Below are 21,920 nucleotides of genomic sequence, written 5' to 3'. Positions count from 1 at the left end.
GTTCACCCCTGGGTGAGCAGCCGGCTCGGCTCGGGCCGCTCCCGGACCCCGCCCGAGCCGTCCGGCGACACCCGGTACAGGCGGGCGCCGGGCACCCGGCTCACCGTCTCGGTGAGCTCCCCGTCGGTGAAGAGCGCGGCCGCCCCGTCGTCCAGGGCCCACCCGGCGGGCAGCCGTCCCCGGGCCACGGCCTGCCGGTAGGACGGCCGGCGGCCCGGTTCGCTGTCGTAGTGCGGGCAGACGGAGCCGGGCAGCAGCCCGAGTCCGTCGGGCAGGTGGGTCAGCGGTCCGAAGGAGTCGGTGTGCGAGCCCTCGGCCCAGCAGTTGGCGCCCGCGCTGATGCCGCACAGCAGGGTCCCGCCCGCGTAGGCCTCGCGCAGCAGCAGGTCCACGCCGTGCGCGCGCCAGACGGCGAGCAGATTGGCGGTGTTGCCGCCGCCGGCGTACACGACGTCCTGGGCCAGCAGGTGGTCGCGGAGCGCGGAGTCGTCCAGCTCTCTGCGGAACAGGGGCAGTACGGACGGTTCGCAGTCGGTGCGCGGGCCGAAGAGGGCGAGGAACCGCTCGACGTAGGCCTCGGCGTCGCCGCTGGCGGTGGGCAGGAAGCAGACGCGGGGGCGGCGGACGCGGGCGTGGGCGAGGGTCCAGTCGTCGAGGAGGCCGTCGTCGTCCGTGGAGAAACCGCCGCCGAGCAGGACCAGCCGGCCGGTCATGCGTCCGGCTCGCCGAGGAGTGCGGCGACCGTCGTCACCCGGATCAACGGGCGGTACAGGTCCATCAGGTGCAGCGCCTTCGCGTGGGAGTCGTCGTCCGCTCCCGCGCAGGCGTCGGCGACGACCACGACCTCGATGCCGGCGTCGGCCGCCGGGAGGGCGGTGGACAGGACGCAGCAGTCGGTGCTGACGCCGGTGAGGACCAGTCGGCCGTGTGGAGTGGCGAGGGCGGCGAGTTCGGGGGTCCACTTGCCGAACGTGGGGGCGTCCAGGACGACTTCGGCCCGCTGGGCGAAGTCGTCGGTGAGGCGCCAGAGTTCGGCGTCCGGGGGCTGGAGCGCGAAGGGCCACTGCTCGTAGTAGGCCTGCCAGGCGCCGGTGGGGTGCCCGGGGGCGACGAAGCGGGTGAAGACGGTGCGGTGCGCGAAGGCCGGGAGCAGGCGTCGTACGCCCGCCGCCGCCTGTGCGTAGCGCGGGGCGGCCCAGGGGCCGCCGGGCTCGGCGAAGACGTGCTGCATGTCGATGACGGCCAGCAGGCCGGGCGGGGCGGGCGGGGCGGTCATACGGCTGTCATCGGTGCGCTCGCGGGCTCGGCCTCCTGGGCGCGGACCCGGCCGCGGGCCAGGGCCAGGGTGCCGAGGAAGCCGAGCGCCAGGGCGGCCAGGACGCCCAGGTTGGCGTACGCCCAGGCGCCGGACTTGCCGCCGAGGCCGAGCGGGCCGAGCAGATAGCCCTGCCAGGTCAGCCAGCTCGCGGCGGTGTTGGTGACCAGGCCCCAGCCGAGCGCGGTGGCGGCGAGGGTGAGGAGCAGCGGCGGGAGCGGTACGTCGCCGTAGCGGCCGGCGGGGCGGTAGAGGTCCGCCTCGTCGTAGTCGCGGCGGCGCTGCGCCAGGTCGGCGAGCATGACGCCGCACCAGGCGGCGATGGGCACGCCGAGGGTGGTGAGGAAGCCCATGAACTGGCCGAGGAAGTCGTCGGCGAAGAAGACGATGTAGACCGAGCCGGCGATCATCAGGACGCCGTCGACCAGGGCGGCCAGGTAGCGGGGCACGGGCAGGCCGGCGGAGAGCAGGGCGAGGCCGGAGGAGTAGATGTCCAGGACCGCGCCGCCCACCAGGCCGAGGACGGCGACGACGGCGAAGGGGACCAGGAACCAGGTGGGGAGGATGGTGGTCAGCGCGCCGATGGGGTCGGCGGCGATCGCCTTGTCCAGGGCCGGGGAGGAGCCCGCGAGCAGGAGGCCGAAGAGCAGCAGGAGGAGCGGGGCGACGGAGCCGCCGAAGGTGGTCCAGCCGATCACTCCTCTGCCGGCGGAGGTCCGGGGCAGGTAGCGGGAGTAGTCGGCGGCCGCGTTGACCCAGCCGAGGCCGAAGCCGGTCATCATGAACACCAGCGCGCCGATGAACTCCTGGGCGGAGCCGGCCGGGACGGCGCTGACGGTGGCCCAGTGGATGTGGTCGGCGACCAGGACGACGTAGACGATCGTGAGCACGCCGGTGATCACCGTGATCACGGTCTGCAGCCGCATGATCAGGTCGAAGCCCATCACCCCGCCGACCACGGTCAGGGCGCAGACGACCATCAGGGCGACCACCTCGGTCTCGGTGCCGCCGCCCCAGCCGAGCCGGGTGAAGACGGTCGCCGTGGCCATGGTGGCGAGGGCGATGAGGACGGTCTCCCAGCCGACGGTGAGCACCCAGGAGACGACCGAGGGCAGCCGGTTGCCGCGCACTCCGTAGGCGGCGCGGCTGAGCACCATCGTGGGCGCCGAGCCGCGTTTTCCGGCGACCGCGATGAAGCCGCAGAGCAGGAAGGAGGCGAGGATGCCGAGGACTCCGGCCGCCAGCGCCTGCCAGAAGGAGATACCGAAGCCGAGCGCGAAGGCGCCGTAGCTCAGACCCAGGACGGAGACATTCGCGCCGAACCACGGCCAGAACAGGGTGCGCGGGGTGCCTTTGCGGTCGGCGTCGCCGATCACGTCGAGCCCGTGGGTCTCGACCTGGAGCTGTCTGCCGGGTTCCCGTGTGTCCGCCATCGTCGGCCCATCCGTCCAGGTGTGTTGGCTGGAGGCTAGGTCGGCCGATCTCGGGGGTCAAGGTAATTGATCAGGCGGCGGCGGGGTCCGTCAACTGTGGGAGCGGGCAACCCGATTGGCCCACTTCGATTTGACACGGCCGGGGCCCCGCACCAACCTATGGTCATGAAATCCATTTTCAACAGGAGGAGCGGCTAGCGATGCGCGTGGCCTTCGTCGGGAAGGGCGGCAGCGGCAAGACCACCCTGTCGGCCCTGTTCACCCGGCATCTGGCGCTCTCCGGCGCGCCGGTCGTCGCGATCGACGGCGACATCAACCAGCACCTGGCCCACGCCCTCGGCCTCGACGAGGACGAAGCGTTCGGCGCGCCGCCGCTGAGTGCGCGGACCGGCGAGATCAAGGACTACCTGCGCGGCACCAACCCGCGGATCGCGTCCCGGGAGGCCATGGTCAAGACGACCCCGCCCGGACGCGGCTCACGGCTGCTGCGCCTGCTGGGCGAGGACGAGGTGCACTCCCACCACGTCCAGGAGGTCGGCGGGGTGCCGGTGATGGTCACCGGGGCGTTCGCCGAGAGCGACCTCGGGGTGTCCTGCTACCACTCCAAGCTGGGCGCGGTGGAGCTGTATCTCAACCATCTGGTGGACGGGCCGGGCGAGTACGTGGTCGTCGACATGACGGCGGGCGCCGACGCCTTCGCCTCCGGTCTGTTCACCCGCTTCGACATGACGTTCCTGGTGGTCGAGCCGACCCGTAAGAGCCTGTCCGTGTACCGCCAGTACCGGGACCACGCGGCCGAGTTCGGGATCCCGGTCGCCGTGGTCGGCAACAAGGTGACCGGCGCGGACGACCTCGCCTTCCTGCGCGAGCGGGTCGGCGACGACCTGCTGGCCCACTGCGGGCTGTCGTCGCACGTCCGCGCCCAGGAGCAGGGCCGCGCGGGCGGCGCGCTGGAGCCGGACAACTCCCGGGCCCTGGACCGGCTGCGGGCCGCCGTGGACGCGCGCGGCAAGGACTGGGACGTCTTCCAGCGGCACGCCGTGGAGTTCCATCTGCGCAACGCCACCGCCTGGGCCGACGCCGCCACCGGCCAGAACCTGGCCGACCAGGTCGACCCGGAGTTCCGGCACGGGCCCGCGGCGCTGCCCGCCTACGCCTGAATCCGAACCCCTTCTACAGACCTCGTCTGAACACCCCCCATGAGAAAGGGCCATCGCCCCATGTCGCTCGACGTCTCCCCGCAGTTGCTCGCCGAAGCCGAGAACAGCTCGGTGCGGGAAGAGGACTTCGTGGAAACCGTCCGTACGTCCCTGCCGTACGCGTACGACCTCATCGCCCGGCTGACCACCGAACTGCGGGGCGGGACAGCCGAGTTCGCCGACAACCAGACCCCGCCGCCCTCGGAGCGGGAGCGCGGGCAGCTGCTGCGGGCGCTGTCCTCCGACGCGATCCGGGGCAGTCTGGAACGGCACTTCGGAGTCGCCCTCGCCTTCCAGAACTGCCACCGGGTCGCGGTGTTCCCGTCCGGGGCGCGGGGCGGGGAGACGCACACCCGCTTCACCTCGGCGCGCTCGCAGATCCTCAACCAGTCACCGGAGTTCCGCGACTGCTGAGCCGGCCGCCGGGCGGCTCCACGAGGACCGCCCGGCAGCAGGGTTCACCCGGTCACGCGCCGACCTCGCTCAGGCGCAGTCCGTCGGCCCGCAGGCTCCGGGACACGGCGTCGGCCGCCGCCCGGACCTGCGGGGCCAGTCTGAGCGGCTGGATGGCCTCGGCCGAACCGAACACGCCCAGAGCGGCCACCACGGCCCCGCGGGCGTCCCGCACCGGCATCCCGAAGCCGCCGCGTTCCTCGGTGAGCGTGTCCCGCACGACGGCGTGCCCCTCCCGGCGGACCTTCACCAGGCAGCGCTCCAGCACGGCGCCGTCGGTGACGGTGTTCGGCCCGTAGGACTTGAGCGGACCCGCGCACACCTGCTTGCGCACGGCTTCGCTCGCGTGGGCGAGGAGGACGAGGCCGACCGCGGTGGCGTGCAGCGGCAGGCGCCGCGCGGTGTCGCCCCAGCGGCCGGAGAACTCCGGGTCGCCGGAGACGAAACCGAGGCAGACGCCCTCGTCCCCGTCCCGGATCGCGAGGATGGCGGCGGCCGAGCACTGCCCCTGCAGGGTCACCAGATGCGGGAGCGCCAGCTCGGCCAGGGTGGCCGAGCGCGGCGCCAGGGCGCCCGTCTCCCACAGGCGCAGTCCGATGTTGTACGCGCCGTCGGTGGACCGTTCGAGGGCGCCCCAGAGGTGGAGCTTGTTGACGATGCGGTGAACGGTGGCGACGGGCAGCCCGGCCCGGCGGCTGATGTCGCTGAGCGACAGGGTCCGGTTGTCCTTGTCGAAGGCGCCGAGGATGCTGAGCGTCCGGTCGACGACCGAGCGCTCCGGAACGGCGGAGTGGGGAGTGGTCATCCCGATCAGTTCCCTTCACCTTCACGTCAGGGGTGCTTGTGGACGGGTGCGTGCACCAGGGTGATCTGACATCGGGCGGCCGCCTCTATCATTGAAGCGTCAAGTGGCCAGCGAAAGGTCGATTCCGGAACGTTCATGGTCGATTTCGCATCGTTACCGATCCCCGTCATCCCGTACACCCCCATCTGCCGTCCGGGGCTCGGTATCGCGATGACGACCGTGCGGGCCCTGCACGCCGAGGCTCCCCCGGAGCTGCTCGCCCGCCCGCACCGGCTGGACTTCCACCAGATCCTGCTGGTCACCGAGGGATCAGGGGCGTACAGCGTGGACTCCACCCGCTTCCCCTGCGGCCCGGGCACGCTGCTGTGGACCCGGCCCAATCAGGTGGTGCAGGCCTTCCGCGACCCCGGGCTGGACGGCGACCTCATCATGTTCACCGAGTCGTTCCCACTCCAGATGGGCCCCCGGATGGGTCTGCTCGACGATGTGCTGCGCCCCTCGCACTGGGTGCTCACCGAGCATGAACTCCCGCCGTTCCGACGTGTTCTGAGTCTCCTTCAGGAGGAGTTCGAACGGCCCGACCGGGGCCTCGGCGAGGAGTTGCTGAAGCATCTGCTGGCCGTCGTCCTGCTCCATGTCGACCAGGTGTGCCGGCACCGCCACACGGACGGCGAGGACGGCGCCCCGAGCGGGGAGGCCGGCGAGCTCTTCATGCGGTTCCGCCGCGAACTGGACCGCTCCTACGGCTCCACCCGGCTGGTCGAGGACTACGCGGAGGCCCTGAACTGCAGCCCCCGCGCCCTCGCCCGGGCCTGCCGCGCCTTCACCGGCAGCTCCACCAAGGACCTGATCGACGCCCGGGTCGCGCTGGAGGCCCGTCGGCTCCTGGTCCACACGGATCTGCCGATCAGCGCCATCGCCCGGCAGCTCGGCTTCTCGGAGGTGACCAACTTCGGGAAGTTCTTCACCCGACGGGTCACCATGTCACCGGGTGTCTTCCGCCGTGAGGCAAAGGCACGGAACCAGCCGTAAAAGGGCACCGCTAAGCGGCATTTCACCTTCCGGACGCTTAATCCGCACACAGGTCCACGCCCGGACACCCGGATTTCTTTCCACTCTCTGGAAGAGCTGTTGTTCAAGATTCCGGAAACTGGCAAGACTGTGGCCTGCGTGCTTCGGGCGGCCACTCCGGAGTCCACGCCGGACTCGCGGGCCCGTAGCCCGCCACCTGTACGTGTCATCGATCGTGAACCGGAGCAACGAAAGCATACTGACAGGTAATTCAACGCGCCAGAAGTCGCTCCGACAAACGTGACACGTCCTCATGATTCCGCGGGTTTTACGGCCGTCTACGGCAGACGTGCGCCGATCGCCCGCGCGCCCCACCGCTCTCAGGGAAGGACGACCATCATGGCCGCAGTGACCGCTCGTGAGGCCGAGGACTGGCTCATCGGGAAGATCGCACACCGCCTGGGCGTGGCAGACACCGAGGTCTCCCGCGAGGTGTACTTCGACGAACTGGACCTCGACTCCACCGAGGCGCTCATCCTCGCCGGCGAGATGGAGAACTGGCTCGGTTTCGAGCTGAGCACCACGACGCTCTGGTACCACCCGACCATCAAGGACCTGGCCGCCTATATCGCGGAGGAGAGCTCCCAGCGTGCGACCGCCGCGTGAGCTGACACCGCCGGTCGTCCGCCCGTTCCGGCCGGCCGCGCCCGGCGGGCGGACGGTGTACGTGGTGCACCCCGGCGCGCTCGCGGCCCAGGTCTACCGGGGGCTCGCCGAGGCGCTGCCCCAGGACGACGGGCTGACCGTGCTCGACCTGTCGGGCGTGCCCGAGTACGCCGGGGCGGCGCTCAACGGCGGCCGGGCCGAGACCACCGTGCGGGCCCTGGCCGACGGCCTGGCCGCGCGTCTGGAGCCGGAGCGGGGCCCGTACACCCTGGCGGGCTGGTCCTTCGGCGGGGTGCTCGCCCTCGCCATGACCCGCACGCTGCCCGCGGACCGGCTTCCGCGGTCCCTGGTCCTGCTGGACAGCATCGCGCCGGTCGACGCGTACAAGCAGCCCGACGACGCGCTCGAACCCGCCCTGCTGCTGGGCTGGTTCGCCATGTACCTGGGCGCGAAGCGGGACCGCGACGTCGCGGTCGACGCGTCGGCGCTCGCCGGCCGCTCCACCGACGAGGGGCTCCCCCTGGTGCTCGACGCGGCCGTGGCCGCCGGGGCGCTGGCCGCGGACACCCCGCTGCCGGGGCTGCGCAAGCTCTACGACACCTACGTCGACGGGCTGCTGCGCAACAACCGGCTGACCGCGCCGTACCGGCCCGAACCCGCGCCGCTCCCGGTGCTGCTGGTCAAGGCCGAGCGCGGACTGCTCCCCGAGGACGCCTCCCTCGGCTGGGAGTCGCTCGCCCCGCACGGGCTGACCGTGCGCCCCTGTCCGGGCGACCACTACACGATGCTGTCCCGCCCCGACGCCCTCGCCGTGCTCGCACCGTTGCTGCACGCCGCGTAACTCCCTTTCCCAGCACCCCCTTTCTCCCTTGCGCGTGTCACCCCCAGGGCCCCCGTACCGACCCGGGCTGTCCAGGCCCCGTCCGACCAAGAGAGCCTCGCCGTGAACGCTTCGCACCGCTCGTCCGACCTCGATCGCCGGCTGGCCCGCGATCCCATCGCCGTCGTCGGCCTGTCCGCCCTGTACCCCAAGTCGCGTGACCTGCGCGAGTTCTGGGCGAACGTGGTCTCCGCCGCCGACTGCATCGAGGACGTCCCCGCGACCCACTGGGACGTGTCGGAGCACTACGACTCCGACCCCGCCGCCCCCGACAAGACGTACTCCCGGCGCGGCGGCTTCATCCCCGACGTCCCGTTCAACCCGCTGGAGTTCGGGCTGCCGCCCAACACCCTCGAAGTCACCGACGTCCTCCAGCTGCTGAGCCTGGTCGTGGCCCGTGACCTGCTCAAGGACGCGGGCGCGGACCAGGGCTGGTACGACGCCTCGCGCACCGGTGTGGTCCTCGGCGTGACCGGCGCCAACCAGCTCACCCAGCCGCTGTCCGCCCGGCTGCAGACGCCGGTGCTCAAGGAAGTCGTACGCTCCTGCGGCCTTTCCGACCGGGACGCGGAGGAGATCGCGGAGAAGTTCAAGCTGGCCTTCGCGCCCTGGGAGGAGAACTCCTTCCCCGGCATGCTGGGCAACGTCGTCGCGGGCCGGATCGCCAACCGGCTCGACCTCGGCGGCACCAACATGACGATCGACGCGGCCTGCGCCAGCTCGCTCGGCGCGGTCAAGTCGGCCGTCAGCGACCTGCTGGAGCGCCGCTCGGACATGATGCTGGTGGGCGGCTGCGACGCCGAGAACACCATCTTCATGTACCTGTGCTTCTCGAAGACGCCCGCCTTCTCCAAGGCCGGGCGGATCCGCCCGTTCGACGCGGACGCCGACGGCACCCTGATCGGCGAGGGCATCGGCATGCTGGCGCTGCGCCGCCTGGCCGACGCCGAGCGCGACGGCAACCGGATCTACGCGGTGCTGCGGGGCATCGGCTCGTCCAGCGACGGCCGCTTCAAGTCCATCTACGCCCCGCGCAAGGAGGGGCAGATGGCGGCCCTGCGCCGGGCCTACGAGGACGCGGACGTCACCCCGGACTCGATCGAGCTGTTCGAGGCGCACGGCACGGGCACGGCGGTGGGCGAGGCGACCGAGCTGTCCGCGCTGTCGGCGGTGGTCTCGGAGTACACCGAGGAACGGCAGTTCGCCGCCGTCGGCAGTGTGAAGTCGCAGATCGGGCACACCAAGGCGGCCGCCGGAGCGGCCGGCATGATCAAGCTGTCGCTGGCCCTGCACCACCGGCTGCTGCCGCCGACCATCAACGTCGACCGGCCCAACCCGGCCATCGACTGGTCCGCGAGCCCGTTCTACGTCGGCACCCGCACCCGCCCCTGGATCCGCGACCCGCGCCGGCCGCAGCGCCGGGCGGCCATGTCCTCGTTCGGCTTCGGCGGCACCAACTTCCACCTCGTCCTGGAGGAGCACGGCGACGGGGACGACCTGCGGGTGATGTTCCCGGTGAGCCAGGTGTTCATCTGGCATGCACCTGACATGAGTGGTCTGCTGCGGGCGGTGGACGGCGCGGCCGAGCCCCGCACCGACCCCGCTCCGCACGGCCACCCCCGGCTCGCCCTGGTCGCCCGCTCCGAGGCCGAACTCGCCGAGCTGCGCGCGCTGGCCGCCGAGCGGCTGCGGGCCGAACCGGACGCCGAGGCCTGGTCGCACCCCAAGGGCGTCCACTTCCGCCGCACCGGCGCCGACCTCGGCAAGGTGGGCGCGCTCTTCGCCGGACAGGGCAGCCAGTACGTCGAGCCCGGCCGGACGGCCGTCCTCGCACTGCCCCCGCTGCGGGCGGCCTTCGACCGGGCCAACGCGGCCTTCGGCGACCACGAACTCCCGCTGTCCCGGGTGGCGTTCCCGCCGCCCGCCTTCGACGAGGTCACCCGCGCCGCCCAGGAGACCGAGCTGCGCCGCACCGAGTACGCGCAGCCCGCGATCGGCGCCCTGGCCGCCGGCCAGTACCGGTATCTGACCGGACTCGGCTTCTGCGCCGACGGTTTCCTCGGGCACAGCTTCGGTGAGCTGGCCGCGCTGTGGGCGTCCGGCGCGATCGACGACGACACCTACTTCACGCTGGCCCGGGCCCGGGGCGCCGCGATGGCCCCGCGGGGCGACGCGGACGCCGGGGCGATGGCCGCCGTCACCGCCTCCGAGGAGCAGGTGAGTCATCTGCTCGCCCAGTTCGGCGAGCTGATCGTCTGCAACCGCAACGCGGCCGACCAGATCGTGGTCGGCGGCGCCACCCAGGCGGTGGAGCGGTTCGTCGAGGCGGCGGGCGCGGCCGGTGTACGGGCGCTGCGGCTGCCGGTGTCGGCGGCCTTCCACACGCCGTTCGTGGGCCATGCGGTGGAGGAGTTCGGGCAGGCCGTCGCGGACGCGGTGATCGGCGAGCCGGGCCGCCCGGTGTTCGCCAACTCGCCGGGCGCGGCCTACGGTCCGGACCCCGACGCCAACCGGCGGACGCTGGTGGAGCAGCTGGTCAAGCCGGTCGAGTTCGCCGCCCGGGTCGAGGAGATGTACGCGGCGGGCTTCCGTACGTTCGTGGAGTTCGGCCCGAAGGGGGTGCTGACCCGGCTGGTGGACCGCATCCTCGGGGAGCGCCCGCACGTCGCGGTGCGGCTGGATCCCGGCAGCGGCGGTGACGCCGACCTCACGCTGAAGCGGGCGGTGGCCCAACTCGCCGTGCTGGGCCTGCCGTTGGCGACCACTGACGCCTATGTGGCGGAAACGCCTGCCGTCGAGCCGGTCAAGGGCATGACCGTACCGCTGAATGGCATCAACCATGTGCCCGAGGCGCGCCGGGCCGCGTATCGCGAGGCGCTGGAGAACGGGTACCGGGTGGCGCCGGCGGCGGCAGCCATGGCCTCGGTGGCCGCCGTGGCCTCGGTGGCCTCGGTGGCCTCGGTGGCCTCGGTGGAAGCCTCGGTGCCGGTCGTCGAAGAAGCCCCGACGCCTCTCGCGGTGACCGCCGTGGAGCAGCGGCCCGTCCCCGTACCGCCCCTCCCCGCAGACGTCCTGGAGAGCGAGCCCGTGGAAGAAGAGCACCCCGCCCCGGCCCCCGCCGACGATCGGCTCTCCGCGCTGATCGCCGACCACCTGGCCCTGCACGACGACTATCTCAACGGGCAGCTCAGCAGCGCCCAGCGCATGATGGGCCTGCTGGAGCGGGCCGACGAACAGGGCCGCGTCGACCACGTGATCCCGGGCCTGGCCTCGGTGAAGGACCACGGGCTGGCCATCGGGCGCACGCATCTGCGGGCCAACGAGATCCTGCGGGACCTGGCGTCGATGGAGTTCGGGCAGGGCGGGGCACCCGTCGCGCCGCCCGCTCCCGCCGGCACCGGGGCACCGGCGGCCGTCCCCGCCGCCCCGGCCGTGCCCGTACAGGCCGCACCGGCCCCGGCAGCGCTTCCGCAGGCCCCGGGCACGCCCGTCGCTCCGCTGCCGCCCGCGCCCGTGGCCTCGGCCGCGCCTGCGCCTGCGCCTGCGCGGGAAGCCCCCGCCGCCGACGACATCGCGGCGGCCCTGCTCGACGTCGTGTCCCAGAAGACCGGCTACCCGGCGGAAATGCTCGACCTCGGCATGGACGTGGAGGCGGACTTGGGCATCGACTCCATCAAGCGCGTCGAGATCATGGGGGTGCTGCAGGAGCGGTTCCCGAGCCCGGCCCCGGTCGGCCCGGAGCAGCTCGCCGAACTGCGCACGCTGAGCGAGATCGTCGGCTTCGTGCTCAGCCTCGGCGGTGACAGCGCCCCGGCGGTGGCCGAGGCCTCCGCGCCCGGCACCGCGTTCAGCACGGAGGCCGTGACGGCCGCGCTGCTCGGTGTGGTGGCGCAGAAGACGGGTTACCCCGCCGAGATGCTCGACCTCGGCATGGACGTCGAGGCCGACCTCGGCATCGACTCCATCAAACGCGTCGAGATCATGGGCGTCCTCCAGGAACAGTTCCCCAGCCCCACCCCCGTCGGACCCGAACAGCTCGCCGAACTGCGGACGTTGAACGAGATCGTCGGCTTCGTCCTGGAGCTCGGGGGCGGCGACGCGGCAGACACCTCCACTACCACTACTCCCGCCGCCGTGGCCGTCTCCTCCGACGACGTACGCGCCGCGCTGCTCGGTGTCGTCTCGCAGAAGACCGGCTACCCCGCCGAGATGCTCGACCTCGGCATGGACGTCGAGGCCGACCTCGGCATCGACTCCATCAAACGCGTCGAGATCATGGGCGTCCTGCAAGAACAGTTCCCCAGCCCCACCCCCGTCGGACCCGAACAGCTCGCCGAACTGCGGACGTTGGGTGACATCGTCGGCTTCGTGACCGGGCTGTCCGGGGGCGCCGAGACCGGGCCGGTGGCCGCGCCCGCGCCCACGGCGGCTCCGCAGCCGTCGGCCGTGGTCTCCCCCATCGGCCGTGGGCACGCAGCCCTGCGGGAGCTGCCGTTCCCGGACCGTCTGGTCGGCGCCTATCCGCAGGGGGCGACCGCGCTCGTCGTGGACGACGGCAGCGAGGTCGCGCAGGCCGTCGCCGCGCGGCTCGGCGGCGCCGGGTGGCAGGTGCGGGTGCTGCGGCTGCCCGGTGTCCCGCAGCGGGTGGCCGGGGCGGCGGACCTGCCGCTGACCGGTTGGGGGGCCACCGAACTGGCCTCCCGGATCGACGAGTCGGGCGCCACCCCGCTGCACCTGGCCGTCACGTTCGCGGCGGCGGACGGGCTGCCGTGGGGCGAGGGCGTGCGCCGCCTCGCGCACACCCTGCTGACCGCCCGGCACCTGGTCGCCCCGCTCACCGCGGCGGCCGCGACCGGTCACCGTGCGGCGTTCGTGACCGTCACCCGGCTCGACGGAGCCTTCGGGCTCACCGGGGTCGCCGAGGACGCGGCGCCCGCGGGCGGCGTCGGCGGTCTGGTGAAGACCCTCGCCGTGGAGGCGCCGGAGCTGTTCTGCCGCGCGCTGGACCTGGCCCCGGGGCTGGGTGCGGCCGAGGCGGCCGAGCTGGTGGTGGAGGAGCTGTCCGACGCGAGCGCCGACCCGGTCCAGGTGGGCCGCGACGGGATCCGCCGGGTCGCCCTCACCCTCGGCGAGGAGGCCCGACAGGCCCGCTCGGGCGCCCCGCTCACCTCGGACGACCTGCTGGTCGTCACCGGCGGCGGCCGGGGCATCACCGCCCGCTGCGCGGTGGCGCTGGCGGCCGCGCACCGGCCGGGCCTGCTGCTGCTCGGCCGTACCGCGCTCGGCACCGAGCCGGCGTGGGCGAACGGGCTGACCGACGCGGGCGCGCTGAAGGCCGCCGCCGTCGAGCAGCTGAAGGCGGCCGGGGAGAAGCCGACCCCGAAGCGGGTCGAGCAGCTCTACCAAGCGGTGGTCGGCGAGCGTGAGGTCCGGCAGACCCTGGCCGGCATCCGGGCGGCCGGCGCCGAGGCCGAGTACCTGGCCGTGGACATCACGGACGCGGCCGCCACCGCCGCGGCCCTGGCGCCGTACCGGGAGCGGATCACCGGTCTGGTGCACGGCGCGGGGGTGCTCGCGGACCAGCTGATCGCCGCGAAGAAGGCCGCCGAGATCGAGCGGGTCCTCGCCGTCAAGCTGGGCGGGCTGCGTTCGGTCGTGGCCGCGCTGCCCGCCGAACGGCTGCGCCACATCGCGCTGTTCTCGTCGGTCGCCGGGTTCTTCGGCAACCGGGGCCAGTCGGACTACGCGATGGCCAACGAGGTGCTCAACACCTGGGCCGGTGCCTTCCGCGCCGACCACCCCGAGGCGCACGTCACGTCGCTGAACTGGGGCGCCTGGGACAGCGGGATGGTCTCGCCGCAGATCAAGGCGGTCTTCGAGGAACGCGGGATCGCGCTGATCCCCGAGGAGACCGGAACGCGGCTGTTCACCGAGCAGTTCGCGCCCGAGCGGGCCGGTGACACGGTCGTCGTGCTCGGTCCGACCACTCCGCTGTCGGTGCCGGAGCGGACCGCTCCGGCGGCGCCGGTGGTCCTGGAACGGGACCTGTCCGCGCTGGCCGCCGAACCGCTGGTCGCCGACCATGTCATCGGTGACGCGCCGGTGCTGCCGGCCACGGCGGCGCTGGGCTGGGCGGTGGGCTCGGTCGAGCGGCTGACCGGCGGCGAGGTCGCCGAGGTCCGGGACTTCGCGGTGCACAAGGGGGTCGTCTTCGACGGCGCGGCCGACGCCGGCCGCTTCCAGCTGACCGTGGACCCGGTGCCGGACGGCACCGAGGCCGACGTGGCGATCCGCTCGCTGGCCGAGGACGGCGCCGTACGGCCGCGGTACGCGGCGCGGGTGCGGTTCGGCGCCGGACCGGCCGAGGCTCCCCGGCTCGCCGGGCTGCCCGCCCCGGGCGCCGGCGACGACGCGCAGGTCTTCTACGCCGACGGCACGCTGTTCCACGGTCCGTCGCTGCGCGGGCTGCGCCGGGTGCTGGCGTCGGACGGGAACCGGCTGGTCCTGGAGTGCGCGCTGGCCGAACACCGGCCCGCGGGCGGGGCGTTCGGGTCCGCGCGGTACGCGCCCGGCACCGCCGACCTGCTGCTGCAGGCCGCGCTGGTGTGGATGCGGGTCAACCGCGACACGGCGACGCTGCCGGTGGGGGTGGCCCGGGCCGAACTGTTCGCGGCGCTGCCCGACGGCGAGCCGTTCCTGGTCGTCGTGGAGCCGCTCCAGGTGAACGGCACGGGCGCCACGCTCACGGTGACCGCCTGCGCGCCCGACGGACGGGTGCTGACCCGGTTCACCGGTGTGTCGGTCGTGTCCACCCCGCAGCTGGCCGCCTCGTTCGCCCGCCGCTGAGCCGACGCCGACCTATGGACCGCCGGTCCCGGCGGGCGGGATTTCCCCACCGCCCGCCGGGCCCCGGCGGCCTCCTGGAGGAAACAGCGCTATGAGCAAGTACGCGATCGTCGGTATCTCCTGCCTGTTCCCGGGGGCGGAGACCCCCGACGCGTTCTGGAGGAACCTGCGCGACGGCGTCGACAGCCGCACCGAGGGCGGCACGGACGTCTTCGGCCCGGCCCCCGACCCCGCTCTCGCCGACCCGGAGCACGCCATCACCTGTGTGCGCGGCGGCTTCGTCACCGGCTTCGAGTTCGATCCGACCGGTTACCGGCTCCGTCCGGAGGAGCTGACCCGCCTCGACCGCGTCTTCCACTGGTCCCTGCACACGGCCCGCGAGGCCCTGCGCGACAGCGGCCACGCGGACCGCCCCGAACTCCTCGCCCGCACCGGCCTGGTGGTGGGCGACTACTCCTTCCCCACCCCTGCCTCGGCCCGCATCAGCCTGCCGCTGGTCCAGGAGGCGGTCCTGGAGGGCGTACGGCGCTCCGGGCACCCGGCGCCGCCGCCGGCCGCGCTCCTCGACCCGGCCGCCGTCCACCCGGCGAACGCCCGGGTCAGCGGTGCGCCCGCCCGGATCACGGCCACCGCCCTCGGCCTCGGCGGCCCCCGCTACGCCCTGGACGCGGCCTGTTCCTCGGCGCTCTACGCCCTCAAGCTGGCCTGCGACCACCTGGCCGCCGGACAGGCCGACCTGGTCCTGGCGGGCGGGGTCTGCGCCCCCGACCCGACCCTGATCCACCTCTCCTTCTCCGATCTGCACGCCTACCCGGAGAACGGGATCAGCCAGCCCTTCGACGCCCGCTCCACCGGCATCCTCACCGGGCAGGGCGCGGGCATGGTCGCGGTACGGCGGCTCGCGGACGCGCTCGCGGACGGCGACCGGATCCACGCGGTCGTGGACGGCATCGGCCTGTCCAACGACGGCGCCGGCCGCCACCTGCTGGTCCCGAACCCGGCCGGCCAGCTCGCCTCCTACGAACTCGCCTACGCGCGGGCCGGGTTCGGCCCCGATGAGGTCGACTACCTGGAGTGCCACGCCACCGGTACCCCGATCGGCGACGGCACCGAGGCCGAGTCGGTGACCGGCTGGTTCGGCGCCCGGGGCGCGGCCGTGCCGCCGCTCGGCTCGGTCAAGGGAAACCTGGGCCATCTGCTGACCGTGGCGGGCCTGAGCAGTCTGCTGAAGGTGATCCTGGCGATGGGCCACGGCGAGCTGCCGCCGACGATCGGCGTCGACCGGCCCCTCACCGACGACCTGCCGGTGGTCCGCGAGGCCCGCCCCTGGCCGGTCGGGCGTCCGGGCCCGCGCCGGGCCGCCGTCTCCGCGTTCGGTTTCGGCGGCACGAACGCGCACGTCGTCCTCTCCCAGCAGGCCGACGAGGAGGTCGAGTCGGCGCCGGCCGTGCCGCCCGCCCTCGACATCGTGGGTCTCGGCGCGCACTTCGGCACCCTCGACTCGGCCGCCGCCTTCGAACGCGCCCTGCACGACGGCACCGACGCCTTTCGGCCGCTCCCCGAACACCGCTGGCGGGGCCTGGAGGACACCGCGGGCGGCACCCTGGCACGGGCCGGACTCGACCGGGCGCGGCTGCCCGAGGGCGGTTTCGTCGACCGGATCGAGATGGACCCCGCCGACCACCGTATTCCCCCGGCCGACCTGCGCAACTACAACCTCCAGCACGCCCTGATGTCCAAGGTCGCCGACGAGGCGCTGCGCGACGCCGGGTACGACCGGACCGTACCGGCGGGCGCCAAGGCACCCGAGCCGCGCCGGATCGCGGTGGTCGTCGCCATGGAGATCGAGCCCAGCGCCCATCTGCACCTGGCCCGGCACGGCATCGGCGACTTCCTTCAACGGGCCTACGCGGACGCCGGTCTGGAGTTGCCGGGCGACCTCGCGCAGGCCGCCCGCGAGGCGATCCACCAGCCGATCGTCGCCAACGAGGTGCTCAGCTACATCGGCAACATCATGGCCGGCCGGATCTCCTCCCTCTGGAACCTGACCGGCCCCTCCTTCACCGTCTCCTCCGACGGCGCGGGGGCCGCCGAAGCCCTGCAGATCGCCCAACTGCTGCTCCTGGACGACACGGTGGAGGCCGTCCTGGTCGGCGCGGTCGACCTGGCGGGCTCCCCCGAGAGCCTGCTGCTGCGCGGTACGGCCCCGGTCGCGGGCGCGGGCCTGACCTTCGGCGACGGACAGCGCGGCGTCCGGATCGGCGAGGGCGCGGGCGCGGTCGTGGTGACCCGCCCGGGGACCCGGCCCGCCGCCTATGCCCGCGTGGACTCCATCGCCGTACAGCACTCCGCTCCCGTCGACGGCCGGCTCCCGGAGGCCGACGCCGAGGCGCTGGCCGGGGCCGCCGGGCAGGCGCTGGCCGCCGCCGGGATCGGGCCCGGCGAGGTGGGCTATGTCGAGGCGCACGCGGGCGGTACGGCGGTGCGGGACGCGGCCGAGGTCGAGGCGCTGGCGCGGGTCTACCCCGCCGGTTCGGGCACCGTGGCCCTCGGCAGCGCCAAGGCCCAGGTCGGCGACACGGCCGGGGCGTCCGCGCTGGCCGCGCTGCTCAGGGCGGTGCTCTGCCTGCACCACGGCTACCTGCCCGGAGTGCCCGGCTGGCGCCGGCCCGCGCCGGAGCTGGCGGAACGGTTCGCCGCCTCCGCCCTGCACGTCCCGGACGTCTCCCGGCCGTGGCTGCGCACCAACCACGCGCGGCGCCGCTACGCCGCCGTGAACGTCATCGGCTCCGACGGCGCCCACGGCCACCTGGTGCTCTCCGCCGGGACCACGCGCGGCGGGGTCGTCGCCACCGACTGGCGGCGGGCCGGTGCTCCGGCGCTGCTGGCGCTGGGGGCGGCGGACCTGGACGGGCTGCTGGCCGAGGTCGCCCGCCACGCCGAGCTGCTGGGCGAGGGCGCCGACCCGTACCGCCTGGGCCGGGCCGCGGCCGAGCGGCTCCCGGGCAGCGCGCTGCGGGTCGTACTCGTCGGCAAGGACCGCGAACAGCTGCTCCAGCAGGTGGAACTGGCGGCCCGCAGCCTGCGCGAGGCGCACGCCGGGGGCGAGGAGTGGACGACTCCCGCGGGCAGTTGCTTCACCCCCCGGCCGATCGGACCGGACGGCAAGGTGGCCCTGGTCTATCCGGGCGCCTTCAACTCCTACCCGGGACTGGGCCGGGACCTGTTCCGCGCCTTTCCCTCCCTGCTCGACACCTTCGAGGCTCAGGCGGGCGACCCGGACCGGATGTTCCGCGCGGCTCAGCTGTATCCGCGCACCCAAGCCGCCCTGGAACGGCGGGACTTGATGCGGCTGGAGGGCGAACTCGGCGAGGACATCCCCTTCATGCTCGCCACCGGCACCACCTTCGCGATCCTCTACACGGACCTGGTCCGCGAGCGGCTCGGGGTGACGGCGCACGGCGCGTTCGGCTACAGCCTGGGCGAGTCCAGCATGCTGTTCGCCACCGGCGGCTGGCGGCGCTCGGCCCGCCGGGACGACCGGATCAGTGCCACACCCCTGTTCCGGGACCGGCTGACCGGCCCCCGGCGCACGGTCCGCGAGCTGTGGAAGCTTCCCGAGGACACCCCGGACGAGGCCGTGTGGGGCAGCTTCGTGCTGCTGGAGTCGGCGGACCGCGTCACCGAGGCCCTCGCCCGCCACGACCGGGTCTTCCTCACCCACGTCAACACGCCCACCGAGGTGGTCGTCGCCGGCGATCCGGCCCGGTGCCGGGCGCTGATCGCGGAGTTGGGCTGCCCCTCGGCCCGCTCCCCCGTCGGCTCGGTGATGCACTGCCCGGCCGTGGACGGCGAACTCACCGGACTGGCCGAACTCAACGACCATCCCACGGGATCCGTCGGCGGCCTCGAACTGTTCAGCGCCTACGACTACCGGCCCGTCGGCGACCTCGACCGGGCGGAGGTGGCCCGGCGCATCGCCCGGACCCTGCGGGACACCATCGACTTCCCGCGGCTCGTGCGCACCGCGTACGACCGGGGGTTCCGCTACTTCGTCGAGGCCGGCCCCGGCGCGACCTGCACCCGCTGGGTGCACGACACGCTGGGCGAGGCCGCGCACGTGGCGATGCCGGTGGACCGCCGGGGCGTGCCGGCCGCCCGGTCCGTGGCCCAGCTCGCCGCCCGGCTGGTCGCCCACGGCCTGCCGGTCGACCTGGCCGCGCTGCTCGGCCCGGACCCGGTGACGGCCGCGCGCACCCCGCTGCTGCGGGTGCCGGTCGGCGGCGGCCCGTCCGTCCCGGCCCAGATCGCGCGGCGGGCCCCCGCCCCGCCCGCCCCGGTCCACGCCACCCCCGGCGTCCGTACGGCCGTGCAGGCCGCCGTGGGCGCCCCCGTAGACGCCGAGGACGCGCGGCCCGCCCCCGTGGCCGCCGTCTCGCTGGAGGTAACCGACCTGATGCCCGCCGACCCGACGCTCGAAGACACCGAGGTCCTCACCTTCGACGGCGACCCCCTCGCGTTCCTGCCCTGGGCGGAACAGCCGGAGGCGGCGACACCGCCCGGGGCAGCCCAGAACCAGCCCACCGCACCGACCGCACCGACCGCCCACGCGGGCGCCGCCTCGGCCACCTCGGCCGCCTCGGCCACCTCCGCCGGTGACTTCATCCGTCAGATCCGGCAGCAGATGGTGGCCACGCACTCGGTGGTCATGGAGACCCAGCGCATCCTCCAGGACCACACGCTGGCCCGGATGGAGGCGTTGCTGGACGGAGACACCCCGGCGGCCGGCCCGGCCCGGCCCGTCGCACCCGGTGTGGCCGAACCCGCGGTCGTCGCACCCGTGGTCATCGAGCCCACGGCCGTGCACCCCGCCGCCGAGGCCCCCGCGCTGCCGCCGGCCGCAGCACCGCGCACCCCCGGTGTCATCTGGGACGAGCGGCAGCTCCTCGCCTTCGCCACCGGCCGTCTCACCGACGTGTTCGGTCCCGAGTTCGCCGAGATCGACGGCTACGCCAAGCGGGTCCGGCTGCCCGCGCCGCCGTACCACTTCGTCACCCGGGTGACCGCGCTCCAGGCGGAGACCGGGGTGTACGAGCCGTCGTTCATCCGTACCGAGTACGACGTGCCCGAGGACGCCTGGTACGCGGTGGACGGCGGGGTGCCGCCGGCCGTGGCCATCGAGGCCGGCCAGTGCGACCTGCTGCTGATCAGCTATCTGGGCATCGACTTCCGCAACAAGGGCGAGCGCGTCTACCGGCTGCTCGACAGCAAGCTGGTCTTCCACGGCGACCTGCCGCGCACCGGCCAGACCCTGCGCTACGACATCTCGATCAACCGGTTCGTCCGCCAGGGCGACACCACCCTCTTCTTCTTCAGCTACCTCTGCTACGCCGACGGCGAGCTGATCCTCGAACTCAAGGACGCCTGCGCCGGGTTCTTCTCCGCGGCGGAGCTGGCCACCCCGCTCGGCGTGGTCGTCACCGAGAAGGAGCGGCAGCGGCGGGCAGCGCTGACGAAGACCTGGTTCAAGCCGCTCGCCGACACCGACAAGAACCATCTCAGCGCGGCGGACCTGGAGTTGCTCGCCGAAGGCAGGCCCGGCGACGTCTTCGGCCCGCACCACGCCCAGGACCCGGGCCTCAACCCGGCCCTCCGGCTGCCCGACGCCCGCCTGCGCATGGTCGACGAGATCCGCATCGACCGCACCGGCGGCCCGCGCGGGCTCGGCGCGATCACCGCGTACAAGCGCCTGGAGCCGGACGCCTGGTACTTCGAGTGCCACTTCCCCGACGACCCGGTGCTGGCCGGCTCGATGGTGGCGGAGGGCGCGGTGCAGACCCTCCAGGCGTACCTCCTCCACCAGGGCATGCACCTGGTGCTGCCGGACGCCCGCTTCCAGACCATCGTCGGCCTGGAGACCGAGGTGCAGGTGCGCGGCCAGATCACCCCGGAGCACCGGGAGATCCGGTACGAGATCGAGGTCATGGAGCTGACGCTGCTGCCTCGGCCGTCCGTGATCGCCGACGTCCTGGTGTACCTGGGCGACAAGGCGGTGATCCGGATGCGGAACTTCGGCATCCAGGTCCGGGAGAAGGACGGCACCCCGTACCGCCCCCCGCTCGGCGGTGTCCCGGAGTTCCTCGGCCGCCGCAACCGCTCCGGCGAGCCCGCGATGATCAACGAACTGCATCTCGCGCACGCCGCGAAGGGCGACCTGGGTACGGCGATGGGCCCGGAGTTCGACGTCTACCGCGACAGCCGGGCCCCGTACATCCCCAACGGCGACTTCCAGTTCGTCGACCGGATCATGCAGCTCAAGGGGGTGCGCGGTGAGCTGAAGCCGGGCGCGGAGATGGTCACGGAGTACGACTCCCCGGCCGACGCCTGGTACTACGGCGAGAACTCCCACCCGCACATGCCCAACTGCGTGTACATGGAGACGTCGCTGCAGGCGGCGATCCTGCTCGGCTACTACCTGGGCGCCACCCTCAAGCAGCCGGAGACCCAGTACTCGATCCGCAACCTCGACGGCACGGCGACCCTCGTCAAGGACGTGGACCTGCGCGGCAGGACGATCCGGCACCGTTCCACGCTCCTGATGACCAGCGCGGTCTCGGGTGCCGTGCTCCAGAACTTCCGCTACGAACTCTCCGCCGACGGCGAGGTGTTCTACACCGGCGAGTCCCTCTTCGGCTACTTCAGCGAGGCCGCGCTCGCCAACCAGGTGGGCCTGGACAACGGCACCCATGTCGCCCCCTGGATCGAGCAGGCGAGGCCGGAGAACGTCCGCCGTATCGAACTCCCCGACGGCGCACCGCAGTTCAGCGGCGAGCTGCGGCTCCCGGCCGGGCACTTCCACCTCGTGGACCACGTCGACCTGGTCGAGGACGGCGGCCGGCACGGCCGGGGATATCTGCACGGCCACCGCGCGATCCGGCCCGACGAGTGGTACTTCGACTGCCACTTCCACCGCGACCCGGTGATGCCCGGCTCGCTCGGGGTGGAGGCGATCCTCCAGGCCATGCGCCTGTACGTGCTGGAGCAGGGCCTGGCGGACGGCATCGAGCGGCCCCGGTTCGCGCTCGGCACCGGGGTGGCCATGGCCTGGAAGTACCGGGGCCAGATCCTGCGCCACGACGCCGAGCTGAGCTTCGACGTGCACGTCAAGGAGGTGCGCCGGGACGGCGACCGGCTGGTCGTGATCGCCGACGCCGACCTGTGGAAGCCGGGTCTGCGCATCTACGAGCTCACCGACGTGGCCATCGAGGTCCGTCCCGACGACACCCACGCCTGACGCTTCGAGGAGACGTAC

The 21,920-nt window shown here is 73.3% G+C and carries 11 protein-coding genes; 7 read left to right on the top strand and 4 right to left on the bottom strand.

Features of this window, described 5'->3' with window-relative positions:
* Window positions 1–2 precede the first annotated feature (2 nt).
* From ACGFZS_RS33820 to ACGFZS_RS33810, 3 genes are read right to left on the bottom strand one after another with little or no spacing between them, the layout of a single operon-like run.
* Window positions 3–713, bottom strand: coding sequence for a Type 1 glutamine amidotransferase-like domain-containing protein (locus ACGFZS_RS33820; protein WP_393798283.1), 711 nt, complete (start codon window positions 711–713; stop codon window positions 3–5).
* Window positions 710–1,276 (bottom strand): cysteine hydrolase family protein, encoded by a 567-nt coding sequence (locus tag ACGFZS_RS33815; protein ID WP_393798282.1) that lies wholly within the window; start codon window positions 1,274–1,276, stop codon window positions 710–712. Before ACGFZS_RS33815 ends, ACGFZS_RS33820 begins: the two co-directional genes overlap by 4 nt.
* Complete coding sequence (locus ACGFZS_RS33810) at window positions 1,273–2,748, bottom strand: purine-cytosine permease family protein (RefSeq protein ID WP_393798281.1); 1,476 nt, start codon at window positions 2,746–2,748, stop codon at window positions 1,273–1,275. Before ACGFZS_RS33810 ends, ACGFZS_RS33815 begins: the two co-directional genes overlap by 4 nt.
* 200 nt (window positions 2,749–2,948) lie before the next feature.
* Here ACGFZS_RS33810 and ACGFZS_RS33805 point away from each other — a divergent pair, with 200 nt between their 5' ends.
* Entirely contained in the window at window positions 2,949–3,908 is a 960-nt protein-coding gene (locus ACGFZS_RS33805) for an ATP-binding protein (protein WP_393798280.1), read from the top strand.
* Between the two features lie 60 nt (window positions 3,909–3,968).
* Complete coding sequence (locus ACGFZS_RS33800) at window positions 3,969–4,361, top strand: SCO5389 family protein (protein WP_393798279.1); 393 nt, start codon at window positions 3,969–3,971, stop codon at window positions 4,359–4,361.
* 52 nt (window positions 4,362–4,413) lie between these two features.
* Here the strand turns inward: ACGFZS_RS33800 and ACGFZS_RS33795 are convergent, their stop codons facing one another.
* Complete coding sequence (locus ACGFZS_RS33795) at window positions 4,414–5,205, bottom strand: IclR family transcriptional regulator (RefSeq protein ID WP_393658064.1); 792 nt, start codon at window positions 5,203–5,205, stop codon at window positions 4,414–4,416.
* A gap of 135 nt (window positions 5,206–5,340) precedes the next feature.
* Between ACGFZS_RS33795 and ACGFZS_RS33790 the strand changes: the two genes are divergently transcribed.
* From ACGFZS_RS33790 to ACGFZS_RS33770, 5 genes are all read left to right on the top strand, one after another.
* Entirely contained in the window at window positions 5,341–6,237 is an 897-nt protein-coding gene (locus ACGFZS_RS33790) for an AraC family transcriptional regulator (RefSeq protein WP_393798278.1), read from the top strand.
* Between the two features lie 378 nt (window positions 6,238–6,615).
* A complete protein-coding gene (locus tag ACGFZS_RS33785) occupies window positions 6,616–6,882 on the top strand; it encodes an acyl carrier protein (protein WP_393798277.1) in 267 nt (88 codons plus the stop codon).
* Window positions 6,866–7,723, top strand: a complete 858-nt coding sequence (locus ACGFZS_RS33780) for an alpha/beta fold hydrolase (protein WP_393798276.1) — start codon at window positions 6,866–6,868, stop codon at window positions 7,721–7,723. Before ACGFZS_RS33785 ends, ACGFZS_RS33780 begins: the two co-directional genes overlap by 17 nt.
* Before the next feature lie 102 nt (window positions 7,724–7,825).
* A complete protein-coding gene (locus tag ACGFZS_RS33775; protein WP_393798275.1) occupies window positions 7,826–14,608 on the top strand; it encodes an SDR family NAD(P)-dependent oxidoreductase in 6,783 nt (2,260 codons plus the stop codon).
* Between the two features lie 91 nt (window positions 14,609–14,699).
* Window positions 14,700–21,902 (top strand): beta-ketoacyl synthase N-terminal-like domain-containing protein, encoded by a 7,203-nt coding sequence (locus ACGFZS_RS33770; protein WP_393798274.1) that lies wholly within the window; start codon window positions 14,700–14,702, stop codon window positions 21,900–21,902.
* Window positions 21,903–21,920: the final 18 nt, after the last annotated feature.

This window comes from Streptomyces sp. NPDC048288 (genome assembly GCF_043201555.1).
Taxonomy (GTDB): domain Bacteria; phylum Actinomycetota; class Actinomycetes; order Streptomycetales; family Streptomycetaceae; genus Streptomyces.
Note: the sequence above shows the minus strand (reverse complement) of the source record. Positions and strands in the feature narration are given on the sequence as shown.